The 14,844-nt window shown below is 63.2% G+C and carries 20 protein-coding genes and 1 pseudogene; 4 read left to right on the top strand and 17 right to left on the bottom strand.

Translation table 11 applies throughout. The features are described from left to right. Position 1: 1 nt before the first annotated feature. The 11 genes from ABNK63_RS13215 to ABNK63_RS13165 form a co-directional block, all read right to left on the bottom strand. Positions 2-349: a hypothetical protein gene (locus ABNK63_RS13215; RefSeq protein WP_007808469.1), complete on the bottom strand. Its 348-nt coding sequence runs from the start codon at positions 347-349 to the stop codon at positions 2-4. A gap of 33 nt (positions 350-382) precedes the next feature. Further along, positions 383-541, bottom strand: coding sequence for a hypothetical protein (locus tag ABNK63_RS13210; RefSeq protein ID WP_157582186.1), 159 nt, complete (start codon positions 539-541; stop codon positions 383-385). Positions 542-547: 6 nt separating this feature from the next. Next, the gene (locus tag ABNK63_RS13205; protein ID WP_350015885.1) at positions 548-823 is read right to left on the bottom strand and encodes a hypothetical protein; all 276 of its coding nucleotides are present in this window, start codon (positions 821-823) and stop codon (positions 548-550) included. 16 nt (positions 824-839) lie between these two features. After that, on the bottom strand, positions 840-1,115 hold the full coding sequence (locus ABNK63_RS13200; RefSeq protein WP_007808473.1) for an immunity protein Tsi6 family protein: 276 nt from the start codon (positions 1,113-1,115) through the stop codon (positions 840-842). Continuing rightward, positions 1,112-1,429, bottom strand: coding sequence for a hypothetical protein (locus ABNK63_RS13195; RefSeq protein ID WP_157582189.1), 318 nt, complete (start codon positions 1,427-1,429; stop codon positions 1,112-1,114). The genes ABNK63_RS13200 and ABNK63_RS13195 overlap by 4 nt, the downstream gene beginning before the upstream one ends. A 25-nt stretch (positions 1,430-1,454) precedes the next feature. Continuing rightward, complete coding sequence (locus tag ABNK63_RS13190; RefSeq protein WP_350015884.1) at positions 1,455-1,793, bottom strand: hypothetical protein; 339 nt, start codon at positions 1,791-1,793, stop codon at positions 1,455-1,457. Between the two features lie 183 nt (positions 1,794-1,976). Then, the gene (locus tag ABNK63_RS13185) at positions 1,977-2,477 is read right to left on the bottom strand and encodes a hypothetical protein (protein ID WP_040673342.1); all 501 of its coding nucleotides are present in this window, start codon (positions 2,475-2,477) and stop codon (positions 1,977-1,979) included. A gap of 94 nt (positions 2,478-2,571) precedes the next feature. Continuing rightward, complete coding sequence (locus ABNK63_RS13180) at positions 2,572-3,027, bottom strand: hypothetical protein (protein WP_007808478.1); 456 nt, start codon at positions 3,025-3,027, stop codon at positions 2,572-2,574. A gap of 154 nt (positions 3,028-3,181) precedes the next feature. Continuing rightward, positions 3,182-3,307 (bottom strand): Imm74 family immunity protein, encoded by a 126-nt coding sequence (locus tag ABNK63_RS13175; RefSeq protein ID WP_350015883.1) that lies wholly within the window; start codon positions 3,305-3,307, stop codon positions 3,182-3,184. Positions 3,308-3,427: 120 nt separating this feature from the next. After that, on the bottom strand, positions 3,428-3,775 hold the full coding sequence (locus tag ABNK63_RS13170) for a hypothetical protein (protein ID WP_350015882.1): 348 nt from the start codon (positions 3,773-3,775) through the stop codon (positions 3,428-3,430). 252 nt (positions 3,776-4,027) lie between these two features. After that, a complete protein-coding gene (locus ABNK63_RS13165) occupies positions 4,028-4,456 on the bottom strand; it encodes a hypothetical protein (protein ID WP_350015881.1) in 429 nt (142 codons plus the stop codon). Positions 4,457-4,669: 213 nt separating this feature from the next. Here ABNK63_RS13165 and ABNK63_RS13160 point away from each other — a divergent pair, with 213 nt between their 5' ends. Further along, the gene (locus ABNK63_RS13160) at positions 4,670-5,626 is read left to right on the top strand and encodes an IS30 family transposase (RefSeq protein WP_350015880.1); all 957 of its coding nucleotides are present in this window, start codon (positions 4,670-4,672) and stop codon (positions 5,624-5,626) included. A 20-nt stretch (positions 5,627-5,646) separates the two neighbouring features. On the opposite strand, the gene ABNK63_RS13155 is transcribed toward ABNK63_RS13160, so the two are convergent. The 3 genes from ABNK63_RS13155 to dxs form a co-directional block, all read right to left on the bottom strand. Beyond that, positions 5,647-5,979 carry a hypothetical protein gene (locus ABNK63_RS13155; protein WP_157581760.1) on the bottom strand — a complete coding sequence of 111 codons (333 nt, stop codon included), beginning with the start codon at positions 5,977-5,979 and terminating at the stop codon, positions 5,647-5,649. Beyond that, positions 5,979-7,268 (bottom strand): DUF6861 domain-containing protein, encoded by a 1,290-nt coding sequence (locus ABNK63_RS13150; RefSeq protein WP_350015879.1) that lies wholly within the window; start codon positions 7,266-7,268, stop codon positions 5,979-5,981. Before ABNK63_RS13150 ends, ABNK63_RS13155 begins: the two co-directional genes overlap by 1 nt. A 136-nt stretch (positions 7,269-7,404) precedes the next feature. Next, positions 7,405-9,297, bottom strand: coding sequence for a 1-deoxy-D-xylulose-5-phosphate synthase (dxs, locus tag ABNK63_RS13145; RefSeq protein ID WP_007804163.1), 1,893 nt, complete (start codon positions 9,295-9,297; stop codon positions 7,405-7,407). Between the two features lie 140 nt (positions 9,298-9,437). Between dxs and ABNK63_RS13140 the strand changes: the two are divergent. Beyond that, positions 9,438-9,788: pseudogene (locus ABNK63_RS13140) on the top strand (low affinity iron permease family protein); the annotation flags it as partial. A gap of 182 nt (positions 9,789-9,970) precedes the next feature. Here the strand turns inward: ABNK63_RS13140 and ABNK63_RS13135 are convergent. Continuing rightward, entirely contained in the window at positions 9,971-10,576 is a 606-nt protein-coding gene (locus ABNK63_RS13135) for an HNH endonuclease (protein WP_007804159.1), read from the bottom strand. A 242-nt stretch (positions 10,577-10,818) separates the two neighbouring features. Between ABNK63_RS13135 and ABNK63_RS13130 the strand changes: the two genes are divergently transcribed. Further along, a complete protein-coding gene (locus tag ABNK63_RS13130) occupies positions 10,819-11,601 on the top strand; it encodes a SapC family protein (protein ID WP_040672604.1) in 783 nt (260 codons plus the stop codon). 63 nt (positions 11,602-11,664) lie between these two features. Here ABNK63_RS13130 and ABNK63_RS13125 read toward each other — a convergent pair whose 3' ends face one another. Continuing rightward, positions 11,665-12,141 carry a GNAT family N-acetyltransferase gene (locus ABNK63_RS13125; RefSeq protein WP_007804155.1) on the bottom strand — a complete coding sequence of 159 codons (477 nt, stop codon included), beginning with the start codon at positions 12,139-12,141 and terminating at the stop codon, positions 11,665-11,667. Between the two features lie 153 nt (positions 12,142-12,294). Between ABNK63_RS13125 and ABNK63_RS13120 the strand changes: the two genes are divergently transcribed. Beyond that, on the top strand, positions 12,295-13,734 hold the full coding sequence (locus ABNK63_RS13120; protein ID WP_350015878.1) for an RNB domain-containing ribonuclease: 1,440 nt from the start codon (positions 12,295-12,297) through the stop codon (positions 13,732-13,734). 18 nt (positions 13,735-13,752) lie between these two features. Here ABNK63_RS13120 and ABNK63_RS13115 read toward each other — a convergent pair whose 3' ends face one another. Next, positions 13,753-14,757: a DUF4105 domain-containing protein gene (locus ABNK63_RS13115; RefSeq protein WP_350015877.1), complete on the bottom strand. Its 1,005-nt coding sequence runs from the start codon at positions 14,755-14,757 to the stop codon at positions 13,753-13,755. Positions 14,758-14,844 lie beyond the last annotated feature (87 nt).

Genomic DNA, 14,844 nt, shown 5'->3' with positions numbered 1-14,844 from the left:
GTCAGCCGGTCGCCTGATTCGGGTGGTGGTGAATGCGGAACCCTGACGGGCCAAGCCAGCTGATCGTGCGATAGGCGGCGGTGAGGGTGTTCCGTTCGCGATAGAGGCGAAGCAATTCGGCCGGACTCCAGCCCGCGCCTTCCGCGAACAGACCGTCCAGCCCGATCAATGCATCGGCAAGTTGCTTCCTGTCGGGGTCGTCCGTGATGGGCCTCTCCCAGCGTGGCGACACCGCGACAACGCCACGTACGCGCAACGCGGGTTCGATTGCCGGGCTACGGCAAACAAGCGCAGCCACATGGCCGGCAAGGTCGAGCACCACGACTTCATGGTCTGGCATGGTGTTCATGGAGATCTCGTGGGGCGGGTCATGGTCATTCGTCTACTTGTAAGGCGACCAGTCGAACGGCGGTGCGTCCCAGGCTCTGCCCTGTATCAGATCGGCAAGCGTCGTCTCGAACTCCAGCCGCAGGATCGATGCAGCGTCGCGACAGAATTCAGCGATCGTGTGCTCGGGGTTGGCGTTGGTGAGCGGTGGCACGATATCTTATTTGTCGCACCGGGCCAGATGATCGTTCACGAAGAAGCCATCTCCATTGCGCGAGTCGACAAACACGGAAAGACGGTCGGCATGGGTCGGCATTGCGGGCGAGAAGTGAATGCGCAGCTCCCTGTCGGCCGCGCTCGATACGTACCGGATGACCAATTGATCGCCAAGCAGGGTGGAATGAGCCAACTCATCCGGAAGCCGTGCGTATCCCCAGCGTGTCATGAATGACAGGCAGGCATGCAGCGCCCGCGAGACCTCCTCGAACTTCGTCATCGCGGCACCCCGTGCATTATTCGACATGCTTGAAATCGAAGTCCGCCTGCATGAGCGCATTGGCGAACTCGGCATCCGAAGACTCCAGCTCCCTGGCCGCCATCAGGCCGATATCCACCCATCCGCGATCCGCGGCAAGCGGAAGACACCGGTAGCCAAGTTCCGCGATCATGCGGCTCAGCTGCTCGCCGGCATGGATATGAACCCCATAATCGGGGCTTCTTGCCAGGCGATCGGCAAGCATGTCCAGCGCATGCCTGGCCGAAGCCAGCGCCTCGCTGCGATCAATCATGGGTGCATCCAAGGCGTTGCCCCATGTGGCGGCGAGTCATCGGGAAATGACAGGCCTGTCCCGTCGTCATCGCTGATGAAGCCGCATGTCGCCAGGTTGTGCGGCGTCCCTGGTGAACGCCAGTAGCGCAGCGATGGCACTTCGGATTCGATGCGTTGCCTGGCCAGCGCGGACAGCTCCCTCTCCATGTGTACGACCTGGCAGGTTCTGCTCCATCCTTCGGAAATTTCGGCCAGGATGTTGCCTTCCTCGATGGCGATTTCCACAGCACGAAGGACAGGGGCAGAGGTTATCAATGCCATGCTGGTCTTCATGTCGTTCGGCTCGACTGGCTGGGAATCATGTCGATGGCTTCCATGTCAATTCCATCAGGCTCCAAGAGGACGGGTCGTAGCAGGCCTCGTAAAGCGGCGAGGCATCGTATGGCTTTCTGGGCAGTCTACGGTGCACGTGGATATTCAGTGCCACTTCCCCGGCGTGCACGCTGATGGCATCAAACCAGAACCTGTCTCCCGCCATAGAATATCTTGAGGTGCCGTAAGGATTGATGATGCGTCGAAGGACTTCGTTCGTCGGATCGAGGACCATGACGTTGCCGGAACCATACGTGTCGTGGTCCTGCAGCACGACGATGCCGCTGCCATCGGGAAGCGCGCGAGCAGTCATCGTCTCGCCCAACGCAGTTCTCCAGGTTCGAACTGGCTGGTGAGCGGCAAGCTCTGCTTGCCGGCGATGATGCGCTCAATCAAGGAGGAGCAACTCACGGTGAATTCCATACGGATCGTCCGGCGGTACATCTTGCTTGATGGTCTGACGAACCAGCCTTGCCTCGCCATGCGCACGAACTAGCGGGGGCGTGCCCTATGTCACAGGTTTCCACTCGATCTTTTTCAAGTCCCATGTCGATGGGTCGTAACTTGCTTCATAGATGGGTGCAGCATCATAGGGCTTCCCCGGTAGTTTGCGGTGCACCTGAATGTGCAAGATGGCATCGTCACCGCTTGCCGTGACGCCATAGAACGAAAATTCGTCGCCTGCCGTGAAGAATTTTGAGCTTCGGTAGGGATTGGCAATGCGTCGAAGCAGTTCGTTCTTGGCATTCAGGACGACAACGTTATCGGAACCATAGTGCTCTTCACTCTGGAGAACGGCGATGCTGCTGCCATCGGGCATGAGACACGCAGTCAAAGTGTCGTCGCCGTCGATCAAGCGCGTGAACGCACGGCCGCCGCTCTTCCACGCGTAGGCTCTCGGGTGGAACTCGGGGTCATTGATTTGCTGCAGCACCGGCACATCGGGAAGGTACTTGCCGACTCCAGTCCTGATGCCGTTGTTCAAGATGAAGACAAAATTCTGGATCATGGGATGGATATACCTTGTGCCGGAGGAGCGCATCGGCCCCTGTTCCTTCGGGGCCACCGCATTTCCCGTGTGCGCGTGAAAGTCCGCCGTGCAATTACAAGCCGAGGCTGTCCAGCAGCTTTCTTTCTTCGATCTGGTACGCATGACGGAATGGACCACTTTCGTCGAGCATCTCCCGGCTGAATTTGAGGACAAAGTCGAATACCTGTCGAACCTCACGTTCCACATGGAGGCGAATGAGCTTGACCTGATCTTCGCCCTCCAGCTCCGCCGAACTAGTTTTCCTGATTCCGTCGAACACGCTGGCGTCAGCGCGGAATGCCTCTCCGGCAAGTATTTTCCTGGACAGGCCTATCTCGAACTTCCTGCCCGAGCTGTCGCTGAGGTGTGCGGCCAGCGACGGGAGGTAATGCCTTTCGGTCTGGAAGGTCAGCGAGCAGGCGCTATTCGCGAGAACCAACTCGTACTCCGCATCCCGATCAAGACCGAGATCGAGCTCGCGAAATTCGAGGAGCAAAGCCTTGATGGTCGAGCCGTAGGGGTCAATCATTTCGATCTGTTGCCTGCGTCATGTCCGGATCGCCATGCAGAGGGTTCGATGAGGTACCGCTACTCCGTTCACGCCAGCTCCAGGACGTTTCCGGCCCTCTCAAAGTCGCTGCGCACCCCGGAAATGACGGCGTCCAGTTCAGGACTGCTGATCTTCAGCCCGCGGGGTGATCCCAGTATTTGATTTCATGCGTGTAGATGGCAAATCCGATCTTTCCACCGGGCGGAAAGAACATTTCGCCGGGAATGGTCAGAGACCTGCCGTTGACTTCGACGCTCATGTGACTGCGAGTCACCTCCCTGATCACTGCTGGTCTCCTGACCTGACGTGCTTGCTTTCTTTGCAGCACGAAACTTCGACGATGGGGCCGTGTCGAGGGATGTTTGTCGCAAGCTTGAGGTCACATGCGCGCGTCCATGATGCAACGGCCGATCCGCAGAAATTTCTCCTCTTCGGTCAGCGACTCCCAAAGCGAATGAGTCACCGGGGTTACCTCCATATCCACAAATAGCGCCGGCTGAGCCGCTTCCCAGGCGCGCATGGAGGAGGAAGAACACACTGGGCACGATGGATGCCGACCGATCCGGAACGGCCTGCCACCCTCGTCCGGATCGCAAGCGACCTGCCCATAGATGTCTCGCAGCAGTTCCGCACGCCTGGTTGCCTTCATCTCGACGCCGGATTGCCGGGCAATGAGGTCATCGACCTCCTTGCAGGTGGGATCGACGAGCGCATTCAGATAGGCCATCGACGCTCCTGTTCCACTACGGAGAAGAAATTCCGCGTAGGACGCGAGTGGCAACGCCGGAGCCTGGAAGGGATGGCCCCAAGGTTCGCATTGGTGATCGAAGATTTGCAGTCGCATGATCCGGCTAGCCATGCCTTGCCGCCACGGCGTCAACAACGGACTGCCATGGGCAGCTTTGCGAAGGAGGGCTCCAAGCCTCCGGTGCGCACCCCAACGCCATGGGGTCGACAGGTATGAGCCACCAGTGGCGTCCTATTGACGATACATCCATACCAGGCACGAGTCGGTCTGCTGTGGAATGATTCTTTCCGGAGTAATGTCTGTGGGGATTTCGGTGCCGTCAGAAAACCTGCACCACTGAACATTATTTACAAAGCGATCGTAAGTCTGCTTCCCGCAGTTCGGGCATGGCGGCAGGCTTCCCAGAAATCTTTTCAGATTGTTCTCGTAATAGGATCGATACCCGGCACCATGATCAGGAACCTTGTCGGGCTTGGGTTCGCCCAGGACGCGGTCCACCCGAGGATCTGTCCACAGGATCGTGTGGCAATGTCCGCACTGGGCACCAATGACGGCTGCTTGTGCCCAGGTGAAAAAGACGAGTCCATGTACTTCCCGGTCCCTGACGAGGGCAGGCTCGACGCCAGCATCTCTGGCGCTGATTTGAATGATCCTGGTCATCGTCCCCACGCCTTCGGCAACCTGGCCTCAACCGTTGTCTCTACGGCGTTGGCAGGAAAGTATCACCTCGTAAGCATCTTTCTCGCTTCCCTGGGCCTTTGCTGCTTCGGCGCGGGTGATCGGGCGAGTTCAATTCTGAAGTGCACCACCCCCAGCGGTAGAGCGGCGCAGGTGCGGTAGCCTGCACAGCTTCACCGCCAAGTGGAACTGCACATGAGCAACACACACCTGAGCCAAGACGAACGCTATCAGATTCAGCATTTCCATGGGGGCGGCTTTTCAGCTCGAGAGATCGGCGCGGAGTTGAAGCGCGCGGCGACGACAATCAGTCGCGAGCTTCGACGCAACTCGAGCGAGGCGGCCAAGTATTACGCGCGGGCTGCACAGCGACAGGGCGCCAAGCGCCGGCGTGCGGCGAGCGCGCAACCTCGGATCGGACCGGAGCAGTGGGCCACCGTGGAGGCACGGCTGACAGTCGAGCAATGGAGCCCTGCGCAGATTGCCAGCGAGGTGTCCATCAGCCACGAACGCATCTATCAGCACATTGCTGTCGATCGTCAGCGGGGTGGCAAGTTGTGGCTACATCTGCGCTGCCGCAAGCAACGCCGCCGCCGTCATCGCTGTGGCACTCCGCGGCAGCGTCAACGCCTCCACGGGCGGCGCATCGCCGAGCGGCCGGCTATCGTGGAGAGCCGCAAGCGGGTGGGTGACTGGGAAGGCGACACCATCGTGGGCAAGGGGCTTGCGCGGGTCGTGACGCTGGTCGACCGCAAGTCCGGCCTGCTGCGCATGCGGCTCGTACCCAACGGCGAGGCCGACACGGTCATGCGCGCCATCGTCCATGCCCTGCATCCCCTGCGGGCTCGCGTGCATACCCTGACCTGGGACAACGGCAGCGAGTTCGCCGAACACGCTTTGGTCGATATTGCCTTGGTTGCCAAGAGCTATTTCGCCGAGCCGTACTCATCCTGGCAGCGCGGCACCAACGAAAACACCAACGGGCTGATACGGCAGTACCTGCCCAAAGGGTGCGATCTCAGTGTTTACTCCGACGCCGACATTCAGGCGATTGAAGACAAGATCAACCAACGGCCACGAAAGCGTTTAGACTTCCGTACACCACAATACGTTTTCGATGCTTCCTTCAATCGTGGTGCACTTCGTAGTTGAATCCGCCCAGCTCGATATGTTCAGGTGTTTATGGATATAACAAAGCTACGCGGCCCCTTCCATACGATGGTCCGGTATGGCTTTGTGACTATGCCCTGCTCGCGGTAATAGCCAAGTAGTTCAGCCGGACTCCATCCGGGGCCTCCCGAAAAAATTGCATTCAAGGCGAGCAACCCGGTTGTCAGTTGCTTTCTGTCTGCATCGTCGTTGATGGGCCTGACCATTTGTTCATCGAGGCCAGCGAACCCAAGCGAGGTCAAGGCATGTCGAGCAAGCTTGTTGGGGCAAATTGCCCTTGCTGAGTCACCAGCGAGTTCTAGCACTACCACTTCATCGTCTGGCATTTGGTTCATCAGGGTTTCACTTTTCCAGTCAAAATGGTTTTCACCATTGTATTGTCAGTGGTAGGGATAGATCGTATAACCAGTTCGGGTCCCCCTCCGGGCAGGTGGTTGCCAGGTCCAAGAAAGTACGCGTTTCCTTCCAAGGGACTTGAGGGAGCCATATCCATGAGGTTTGTAACTTGTCTGAGCTTGAAACCGTTTTGTAGCGATCCGGGTTCAAGCCCCAATTCGCCCTCCATTTTTGATGCCTGCATGCGAGTTAGGTTGATCTCTGTTCGGCCGTTGATGTCGCCCAGTATGTCGGTAATTGCTTTTTTATCGGAGACGAACGTTCCTCCGCGACCAATGGTCGGATATTGATCCCAGGAAATTGGGCTGACGTTATAGCCTATGTTGTCTAGCAGCAGCTGATGCTGGCGGAGTCGTGCGGCGGCGATGCGCTCGCTGCGTGTGACCGCCTTCCTTGGGGTAGTCGCCACTGTTGCAGGTTTTTGCTCCGGTGTTCGATGTGAGCGGATGGCGGGTGACTCTTGATGGGGGCTGCTACCTTTTGGTGCTTCCACTCTTTCGGGTCGCAACCGCGGCTCCGCCTTAAGCCTCCCCTCATTCCTCACCATCCAGTCGGCGAACTTCGGTCCCATCCGGCTGCTGCGGACGCCTTCGGCCAGTTGGCCCATGTCGCCGCGGCCCTTGGCAAGGTAGGCGAGGATGCCCATCAGCAGGAGGACGAACATGGCGACGTGGGCGCGGGCGATTCTTTCGGCGGCGTGCTGGATCGCGAAGCGGTCGACGCGGACGGGTTGCTGCGGCAGCGGTGAGGGGGAGGCGGCGGACCAGGCCAGGCGGATGCCGTCCCAGTAGGCGCGGGCGATGTCGGGCATGTCCCGCACGATGTATTCGCTGAGTGCCCTGAGCCCCATGAAGATGAGAATCCATTCGCCCATCTGCGCGCCGGCCGCCGCGCCGATGACGACTCCCGGGGCGGCGCCGACGCCCACGCCGAATACGCCGCCGGCGACGCCGCCGATGAGTGCGCCGCCGCCGGTGCTGGTCAGCATCACGATCAGGCATTGGCGCAACACGGCGACGATGTCGTTGACGACGGCGTCGAGGTCGAGGTGCTGGAAGTCGCGAAGGATGCGATAGACCGCCAGGCCTTCGGAAAGCGTGATGGCAACTTGCAGGGCTTCGGCCCGTGCGGAGATCAGTCTGGCTTCATTGCGGGCGCCGGATATCTGACGGCCTGCCCAGCGTTCGAGCTGGTTCCACGAGCCCTGTATCGACGTTGCCAACGTCATCGCAACTCCTTCCCTGGAGGTTTTCTTCAAAACTCAAGGCAGGGTAATCGTGGCGGGACTCGCGGGCTGTAAGGCATCGCCGGTGATGGCCGGCGATGTGCGCCACGTCACGTTGTGTGAATGGCGTGAGGCGTGGTCAGCCGGTGCTGGCCATGCTGCCCGCGCACAGCGTCGGGAAGCGTGCATGGATCGCGTGGCGGATGCCGGGCAGGTCCAGGCCAGCCATCGTCAGCACTTCCTCGCGGCTGCCGTGTTCCAGATAGACGTCTGGAAGGCCAAGGTGCAGGATCGGTCGGGCGATGCCGTGGGCGGCCAGGCATTCGGCCACGGCCGAGCCGGCGCCGCCGGCGATCGCGTTGTCTTCCAGGGTGACGAAGGCATCGTGGGTCTTCGCCAGCTCCGTGATCATCGCCTCGTCCAGCGGCTTCACGAAACGCATGTTGACCAGGGTGGCGTCAAGTTCGGCGGCGATGGTGGTGGCGGCGGGCAGCATCGCGCCGAAACTGAGCAGGGCCAGGCCGCGGCCGCGGCGACGCAGGTCGGCCTTGCCGATCGGCAAGGTGTCGAGCTGCTCGCTGATGGCGACGCCGGGGCCGGTGCCGCGCGGGTAGCGGATCGCGGCAGGGCCGGTGTACTGGAAGCCGGTGGAAAGCATCGCGCGGCATTCGTTTTCGTCGGCGGGCGCCATGATCACGAAGTTGGGCAGGCAGCGCAGGAAAGAGAGATCGAAGCTGCCCGAATGGGTGGCGCCGTCCGGGCCGACCACACCGGCGCGGTCGATCGCGAAGGTGACATCGAGGTTCTGCAGCGCCACGTCGTGGATCGCCTGGTCGTAGGCGCGCTGCAGGAAGGTGGAATAGATCGCCACCACCGGTTTGGCCCCTTCGCAAGCCATGCCGGCGGCCAGCGTCACCGCGTGCTGCTCGGCGATCGCCACGTCGAAGTAGCGGTCCGGGTATTCCTTCGAGAAGCGCACCAGGCCGGAACCTTCGCGCATCGCCGGGGTGATCGCCAGCAGGCGCGGGTCGGCCGCGGCCTGGTCGCACAGCCAGTTGCCGAAGATGTCAGTGTAGGTGGGCTTGACCGGCGTGTTCTTCTTCACCAGGCCGGCCTGCGGGTCGAACGGACCGACCGCGTGGTATTCGATCTGCGCCTCTTCGGCGGGGGCGTAGCCCTTGCCCTTGGTGGTGATCACGTGCAGCAGCTGCGGGCCGGGCAGGTTCTTCACCGTGCGCAGCGCCTGCAGCAACTGCGGGATGTTGTGGCCGTCGATCGGGCCGGTGTAGTGGAAGCCCAGTTCCTCGAACAGGGTCGAGGGCACGAACATGCCCTTGGCGTGTTCTTCCCAGCGCTTGAAGAAGCGGCCCACGAACGACTGCCTGGGGATCGCCCGCTTCGCCCGCTCGCGCAGCTGGTTGAGGCGGCGGCTGGCCATCGCGCGCGCCATCATCTTGGTCATCGCGCCGACGTTCTCGCTGATCGACATGCCATTGTCGTTGAACACCACCAGCATGTCCGGCTCGACGTCGCCACCGTGGTTCAGCGCCTCGAAAGCCATGCCGGCGGTCATCGCGCCGTCGCCGATCACAGCCACCACCTTGCGGTGGTCACCCTGGTGCTGGGCGGCGATCGCCATGCCCAGCGCGGCCGAAATCGAAGTCGACGAGTGGCCGACGCCGAAGGTGTCGAATTCGCTTTCCTCGCGGCGCGGAAACGGCGCCAGGCCATCCTTCTTCTTGATCGTAGTGATGCGGTCGCGACGGCCGGTGAGGATCTTGTGCGGGTAGCACTGATGACCCACGTCCCACACCAGGCGATCATGCGGGGTGTCGAATTCGTGGTGCAGGGCCACGGTCAGTTCGACCACGCCCAGGCCCGCACCGAAATGGCCGCCGGAACTGGCCACCGACTCGATCAGGAACTGGCGCAGCTCGTCGGCGACGGCAGGCAGTTCGCTGTCCGGTACGCGGCGCAGATCGGCTGGCGTCTCGATGGTGGCCAGGTGGGGGTAGCGGGAAAGGTCGGTCATCCGCGTATTGTTAGACCAGCGGCGGGGCGGGGCAAGGGCGATGCCGTGAAGAATGCGGGGCGGCAGCTGCCCGAAACCTGCACATCCGGCATACGGAGGGCGTCGCATGCTGGGACAGGTTCCCTTCGGAAAGTCGCTCCATGGCCAGTCTCTCGCAGTCCTTTCGTCGTTTTGCGGAAGCCACCGCCCGCTATTCCGGCCGGCCGGCCACCTTTTTGTGCGCCGCGCTGATCGTGGTGATCTGGGCCGCCAGCGGGCCCCTGTTCGATTTTGGCGACACCTGGCAGCTGGTGATCAACACCGGCACCACGATCATCACCTTCCTGATGGTGTTCCTGATCCAGAACAGCCAGAACCGCGACAGCGCGGCGCTGCAGATCAAGCTGGACGAACTGATCCGCGCCACGGCGGCGCACAACAGCCTGCTCGACCTCGAGGAGGTCGATGAGGAAACACTGGAGCGCATTCGCGAGAACTATCGCAAGCTGGCCAATCGGCGCGAACAGCAGGCACGACGCGAAGACGCCGGCCGGCAGGCCGAAAAGCGGGATGAGGCCGGCGAGGCCTGCGAGGAGGTCAGGGAGATTGATCGGGAGCTGAAGGAAAATCGCGCCACGCGTGCCTGCGAGGGCGAGTCCAAGGGCAAGGGCAAGGGTGAAACCGCGGCGGAAGGCTAGGCGTATTCGGCGATGGCGCGCCGGTCGCGGGGCAGCCGGCTGACCAGGAACTCCATCTGGTCGGCCAGGATGTTGCGGTTGGAAAGGATCAGGTGTTCGACCCAACTGGGCCGGTACGGTACCGCCAGCAACGGCATGTTCGCCTGCTGCGGGGTGCGGTTGCTCTTCTTCAGGTTGCAGGCCAGGCAGGCGCTGACCACGTTCTCCCACTCGTCCTTGCCTTGCCGGGATATCGGCATGACGTGGTCGCGGGTGAGCTCGGCGCGGCTGAAATGCTCGCCGCAGTACAGGCAGATGTGCCGGTCGCGGGCGAACAGCGCGGTGTTGGTCAGCGCCGGGGCCGGGTCGATCGCGTGTTCGCGGCAACGGCCGGTGCTGGCGATGATCGGATGAAGCTGCAGCAGGCTTTGCGCGCCCAGCAGCCGATTGTGGCCGCCGTGCACGGTGAGGCAGGGGTCGCCAAGCGTCCAGGCCACCGCGTCGCGGACATACAGGCAAACTGCCTCCTGCCAGCTGATCCAGTCGAGGATGCGGCCGGCGGCGTCCAGCGACAATACGCGCGTCGCGTTGATATCGGCGCGACTTGGCACTTCCATCAGCATGTAAACCGTCCTTCAGCCAGGGGCGTCGAAAGATCGTTCAGGCAATGCATGCAGCCAGTCTGCGGCCAGCATAGAACAATTTCGTTGCAATTCGCATGCTTGGCCTCCGTCGGGTCTCCCCCGGGGCAGTCGCCCGGACGCCCGCGGCACTGTTATGATCGCCAGTCAACACAGACCCTACGCCGGGTTTGGTAGGGGCGCTTGGTGGTGACCCGGCACGGCGATGGGCAGAGGTGAACAACGTGGCTGAAGTTCTGTTCTACGAGAATCCGGTTCCGCTGAACCGCAATGAACACAAAGATCTGCGCATGAAGGTCGTGCCGAACGTGAAGTTCGCCATGAATGCCCATTCGGTGCCGCTGACCGGCGTGGAGTTCGGCCTTGCCGCGCGCGACATGCTGATCGTGTTTGCCGGTTCCAGCGTCGCCGACGCCGGCCCGGTTGCCCTGCTGGGCCTGCGCCAGAACGAAAACCTCTATGTCGACGCCGAGGGCCATTGGGCGCCGGACACCTACGTCCCCGCGTTCGTGCGTCGCTATCCGTTCGTGCTGGCCGAGAAGCCGGCCGGCCAGGAAGGCGACGACTTCACCGTGTTCCTCGACGAGAAGTACGAAGGCTTCAACACCACCGAAGGCGAGCGCCTGTTCAAGGAAGACGGCACCGATACGGAACTGTTGACCAATGCCGTGGGTTTCCTGGGCGACTTCCAGCAGAACGTGGCGCGCACGCGCTGGTTCATGCAGCAGCTCAACAAGCATGAGCTGCTGGAGCCGCGCAACGTGCAGCTGCAGAAGCAGGGCAAGGATGGCGCCCAGGGCAAGTCGATCAACCTCAATGGCCTGTTCGTGGTCAACGAGGAGAAATTGCGCGCGCTGGACGAGAAGACAACCCACGAGTTCCTGCGTGAAGGCGTGCTCGGCTGGATCTATGCCCACCTGCTGTCGCTGTCCAACATCGACCGTCTCGCCCATCGCCTCGACGTGCGCGAGCAGGCCGAGGAAGCCGCGGGCAAGACCACCAACTGATCGTCGCTGCAATCGGCGCTGGATCATGAAGAAGCCGCCTGCGGGCGGCTTCTTCGCATGTGCTCAGCGGACCGGCTTGGCCAGCCGCAGCAGGTCGGTGGCGTAGCCGGCCGCTTCGTAAAGGGCGCGGGCGCGTTCGTTGCCCGGAAACACCGCCAGCGTCACCAGCTGGCACTGGTGTTCGCTGGCCCAGGCCTCGGCATGCGCGAGCAACAGCCTGCCTACGCCGCGCCCCTCGTGCGAAGGCGCCACCGCGATGTCCGAGACATGGCAGTTGCTGCGTCCGGTGAAGAAATCGGTGGTGCGCTGCAGGTGGATGAAGCCGGCGCGTTCGCCATCGGTGTCCTCGGCCACGAACAGGTAGCTGTTCGGCGGCTGGTCTTCCAGATGGCGCAGCAGGTCATTGCGGATGCCCTCGATGCATTCGTGGCGGCGTCGCCACGGCGGCAGCGCGAAATCCGCGAAGCGCGGCACCTGTTCGAGGATGAAGTCATCATCCTCTTCTTCGGCCAGACGGATCATCAGGGTGGGGTCGGTCATGGGAGTCGATCGCGGCAGGACGGGCCTTGCCGTTTCTACACCCTGGATCGTCGCCGTGGTAGTCCCGCCGGGCATGGGTATATCTTGCGGGGATTGCCCGTCGTCACGGACTTCATCCGTCGATGTCGAATCCGCCACGCAGGAGCGTCATCCATGTCGACCACCCGCCGCATCCACATCCGGCCATCCGCTGATCCGGCCCTTGCGCAGGGCATGCGCGACATCCGGGACGACCTGAAACTGCCGTCGGCGTTTCCGCCGGAAGTCGAGGCGGCGGCCAGCGCGGCGGCAGCGAATCCCCGCTGGCCCGAGCTCGACCGCAGCGAGATCGCCCTGGTCACCATCGACCCCGCCGGTTCGATGGACCTGGACCAGGCGATGCATGTCGAGCGCACCGAGGGCGGTTACCGCGTGCACTACGCGATTGCCGATGTTGCGGCCTTCGTTAGCGCGGGCGACCCGATCGACCTGGAGGCCCATCGTCGCGGCGAGACCCTGTACGGGGCCGAGACCAAGATTCCCCTGCACCCCAAGGTGCTGTCCGAGGATGCGGCCTCGCTGCTGCCGGATCAGTTGCGCCCCGCGCTGTTGTGGACGATCGAGCTGGATCGCACCGGCGAAGGCATCGCCGTCGACGTGCGTCGCGCGAAGGTGCGCAGTCGGGCCAGGCTCGACTACGAAGGCGTGCAGCGACAGATCGACGCCGGCAAGGCCGATCCGATGTGGGCGGTGCTGCGCGAGATCGGCGAGTTGCGTCGACAGCGCGAGGTGTCGCGAGGCGGCGTGAGCCTGCCGCTGCCGGAACAGGAAGTCAGCGTGGAAGACGGGCAGTGGAAGCTGGCTTTCCGCGGTCGCCTGGCGGTGGAGGACTGGAACGAGCAGATCTCGCTGTTGACCGGCATGGCGGCGGCCTACCTGATGGTGCAGGCCAAGGTGGGCATCCTGCGGACGCTGCCGCCGCCCGATCCGCACGCGATCGCGCGGCTGCGCATCACGGCGCGGGCTCTGGCCATCGACTGGCCCGACGCGCTGGACTACCCCGGCTTCATCCGCTCGCTCGATCCATCCAGCGACGTGCACGTGGCGATGCTCACCGCCTGCACCAGCGTGCTGCGGGGCGCCGGCTACGCGGCGTTCGACGGCACCCTGCCCGAACAATCGATGCACTCGGCGCTGGCCGCGCAGTATGCCCACGCCACCGCGCCGCTGCGTCGGCTGGTCGACCGCTACAGCGGCGAGATCTGCGTGGCGCTGTGCGCGAAGCAGCCGGTGCCGGCATGGGTGCTGGCCGCGTTGCCGGATCTGCCGGCCACGATGCAGGCCTCCGGCCATCGCGCCGGCCAGTACGAAAGCGCCGTGCTCAACCTGGCCGAAGCCGTGGTGCTGGCGCCGCGGGTAGGCGAGGTGTTCCCCGGTGCGATCGTCGAAGTGGCCCGCGACGATCCACGCAAGGGCACGGTGATCGTGCGCGAGCCGGCGATCGAGGCCGGTGTGTCCGGCAGCGCCGCCCTGCCGCTGGGAGCTGACGTCCGCGTGAGCCTGGTCGAGGCCGACCCGGTCCGGCGGGTGACGCGCTTCGCGCTGGGCAGCTGAGCAAGGCTCCCGGGTCGATCACGGCGCGCGTTCGCGGATGACCCGCGAGAAGTCGTCCGTCGCCCGCGTGCGTCTTGCCCGGTCGGTGATCCGGCTGCGTTCGCGCAGGGCGCCCACCGGCACGCTGCGATCCACCGCGCCCACCGCGTGCAGGTATTCCGGCAGGTAGCCGGTGAACAGCAGGCGGATGTCCCACGGCAGACGCGGCTCGATCTGGCGGGCCATGTGGTAGACGATCGTGGTGCAGTTGGAGGTGAGCGTGTTGTAGAACGCCGGCGTCGTCGCCAGCCGGTTGGCGGCATGCACGTAGGACAGGAACAGCTCACGCATCGCGGGCTTGTCCATGCGCAGCGGGTACAGGTAGTCGTCCTCGCCGCGCACGTTGGTGCGCACACGGATGATGTCGTGTTCGTCGGCCGCTACCAGGGTGGTCTCGAACTGCTTGAAGAAGCCGCCGATCGCCGAATACTGCTCGCCCCGTTCGCGGCGGATCTCCACCGAGAACACCACGTGGCGACCGTCGTCGAAGCCGAACGAGATCATCGCGTGGGCGATCGCCTGGCTGCCCCAGTAAGACAGCACGGCGTCGGCGGTGACGAGGTGGTCGAGGTCGTAGCGACGGGTTTCCCAATGCGCGTCGTAGTCGGTGTCGGCGCGCCAGGCGAAGTCGCGCACGTTGTCCAGCACGACCTGGTGGCCCTCGATGCGGCCCGTGAGCGGGCGCGAGACATCGTCGGCCCAGTCGCGCAGGTTGGAGGGTGCGATGCTGCTCCACCAGAGCAGCAGCAACGCGTACAGCACCAGGTAGATTCCCGGCGGAAGCCAGCTGCGGTGGCTGATCGCGACGCCTGCCAGCACGATCACCACGAGCGACCAGGTCACGCTGCCGAGGAGCTTCACCACGGTGCCGCCCGGCAGCTGGTACCACAGCGCCAGCGCGCCCCACGCGCCCGAACCCAGGCTGGCCAGGGCGAGCAGGCCGAACAGCAGCATCCGCGCGATCATCCTGATTCTCTGCTTCATCACGTCTCGGGCCAGGGCAGGATTCGCCAGCGCGAACGGCATGCAGCGACCGTAGCCACCCGGACTGGCGAAGAAGGAACGCCGTAG

Source organism: Rhodanobacter sp. IGA1.0 (genome assembly GCF_040208325.1).
In the GTDB taxonomy this organism is placed as follows: Bacteria; Pseudomonadota; Gammaproteobacteria; order Xanthomonadales; family Rhodanobacteraceae; genus Rhodanobacter; species Rhodanobacter spathiphylli.
The sequence above is the reverse complement of the archived record's forward strand: the minus strand, read 5'-3'. Positions and strand labels throughout refer to the sequence as shown.

Excerpts from the sequence above, each read along its gene's own strand:
- ABNK63_RS13165 (WP_350015881.1), bottom strand. The coding sequence starts at position 4,456 with ATGACCAGGATCATTCAAATCAGCGCCAGAGATGCTGGCGTCGAGCCT.
- ABNK63_RS13180 (WP_007808478.1), bottom strand. The coding sequence starts at position 3,027 with ATGATTGACCCCTACGGCTCGACCATCAAGGCTTTGCTCCTCGAATTT.
- ABNK63_RS13205 (WP_350015885.1), bottom strand. The coding sequence starts at position 823 with ATGACGAAGTTCGAGGAGGTCTCGCGGGCGCTGCATGCCTGCCTGTCA.
- ABNK63_RS13120 (WP_350015878.1), top strand. The coding sequence starts at position 12,295 with ATGTCGACCACCCGCCGCATCCACATCCGGCCATCCGCTGATCCGGCC.
- ABNK63_RS13160 (WP_350015880.1), top strand. The coding sequence starts at position 4,670 with ATGAGCAACACACACCTGAGCCAAGACGAACGCTATCAGATTCAGCAT.
- ABNK63_RS13185 (WP_040673342.1), bottom strand. The coding sequence starts at position 2,477 with ATGATCCAGAATTTTGTCTTCATCTTGAACAACGGCATCAGGACTGGA.
- ABNK63_RS13175 (WP_350015883.1), bottom strand. The coding sequence starts at position 3,307 with ATGAGCGTCGAAGTCAACGGCAGGTCTCTGACCATTCCCGGCGAAATG.
- ABNK63_RS13125 (WP_007804155.1), bottom strand. The coding sequence starts at position 12,141 with ATGACCGACCCCACCCTGATGATCCGTCTGGCCGAAGAAGAGGATGAT.
- ABNK63_RS13150 (WP_350015879.1), bottom strand. The coding sequence starts at position 7,268 with ATGACGTTGGCAACGTCGATACAGGGCTCGTGGAACCAGCTCGAACGC.
- ABNK63_RS13215 (WP_007808469.1), bottom strand. The coding sequence starts at position 349 with ATGAACACCATGCCAGACCATGAAGTCGTGGTGCTCGACCTTGCCGGC.
- ABNK63_RS13170 (WP_350015882.1), bottom strand. The coding sequence starts at position 3,775 with ATGGCCTATCTGAATGCGCTCGTCGATCCCACCTGCAAGGAGGTCGAT.
- ABNK63_RS13135 (WP_007804159.1), bottom strand. The coding sequence starts at position 10,576 with ATGCTGATGGAAGTGCCAAGTCGCGCCGATATCAACGCGACGCGCGTA.
- dxs (WP_007804163.1), bottom strand. The coding sequence starts at position 9,297 with ATGACCGACCTTTCCCGCTACCCCCACCTGGCCACCATCGAGACGCCA.
- ABNK63_RS13155 (WP_157581760.1), bottom strand. The coding sequence starts at position 5,979 with ATGAACCAAATGCCAGACGATGAAGTGGTAGTGCTAGAACTCGCTGGT.
- ABNK63_RS13195 (WP_157582189.1), bottom strand. The coding sequence starts at position 1,429 with ATGAAGACCAGCATGGCATTGATAACCTCTGCCCCTGTCCTTCGTGCT.
- ABNK63_RS13115 (WP_350015877.1), bottom strand. The coding sequence starts at position 14,757 with ATGAAGCAGAGAATCAGGATGATCGCGCGGATGCTGCTGTTCGGCCTG.
- ABNK63_RS13200 (WP_007808473.1), bottom strand. The coding sequence starts at position 1,115 with ATGATTGATCGCAGCGAGGCGCTGGCTTCGGCCAGGCATGCGCTGGAC.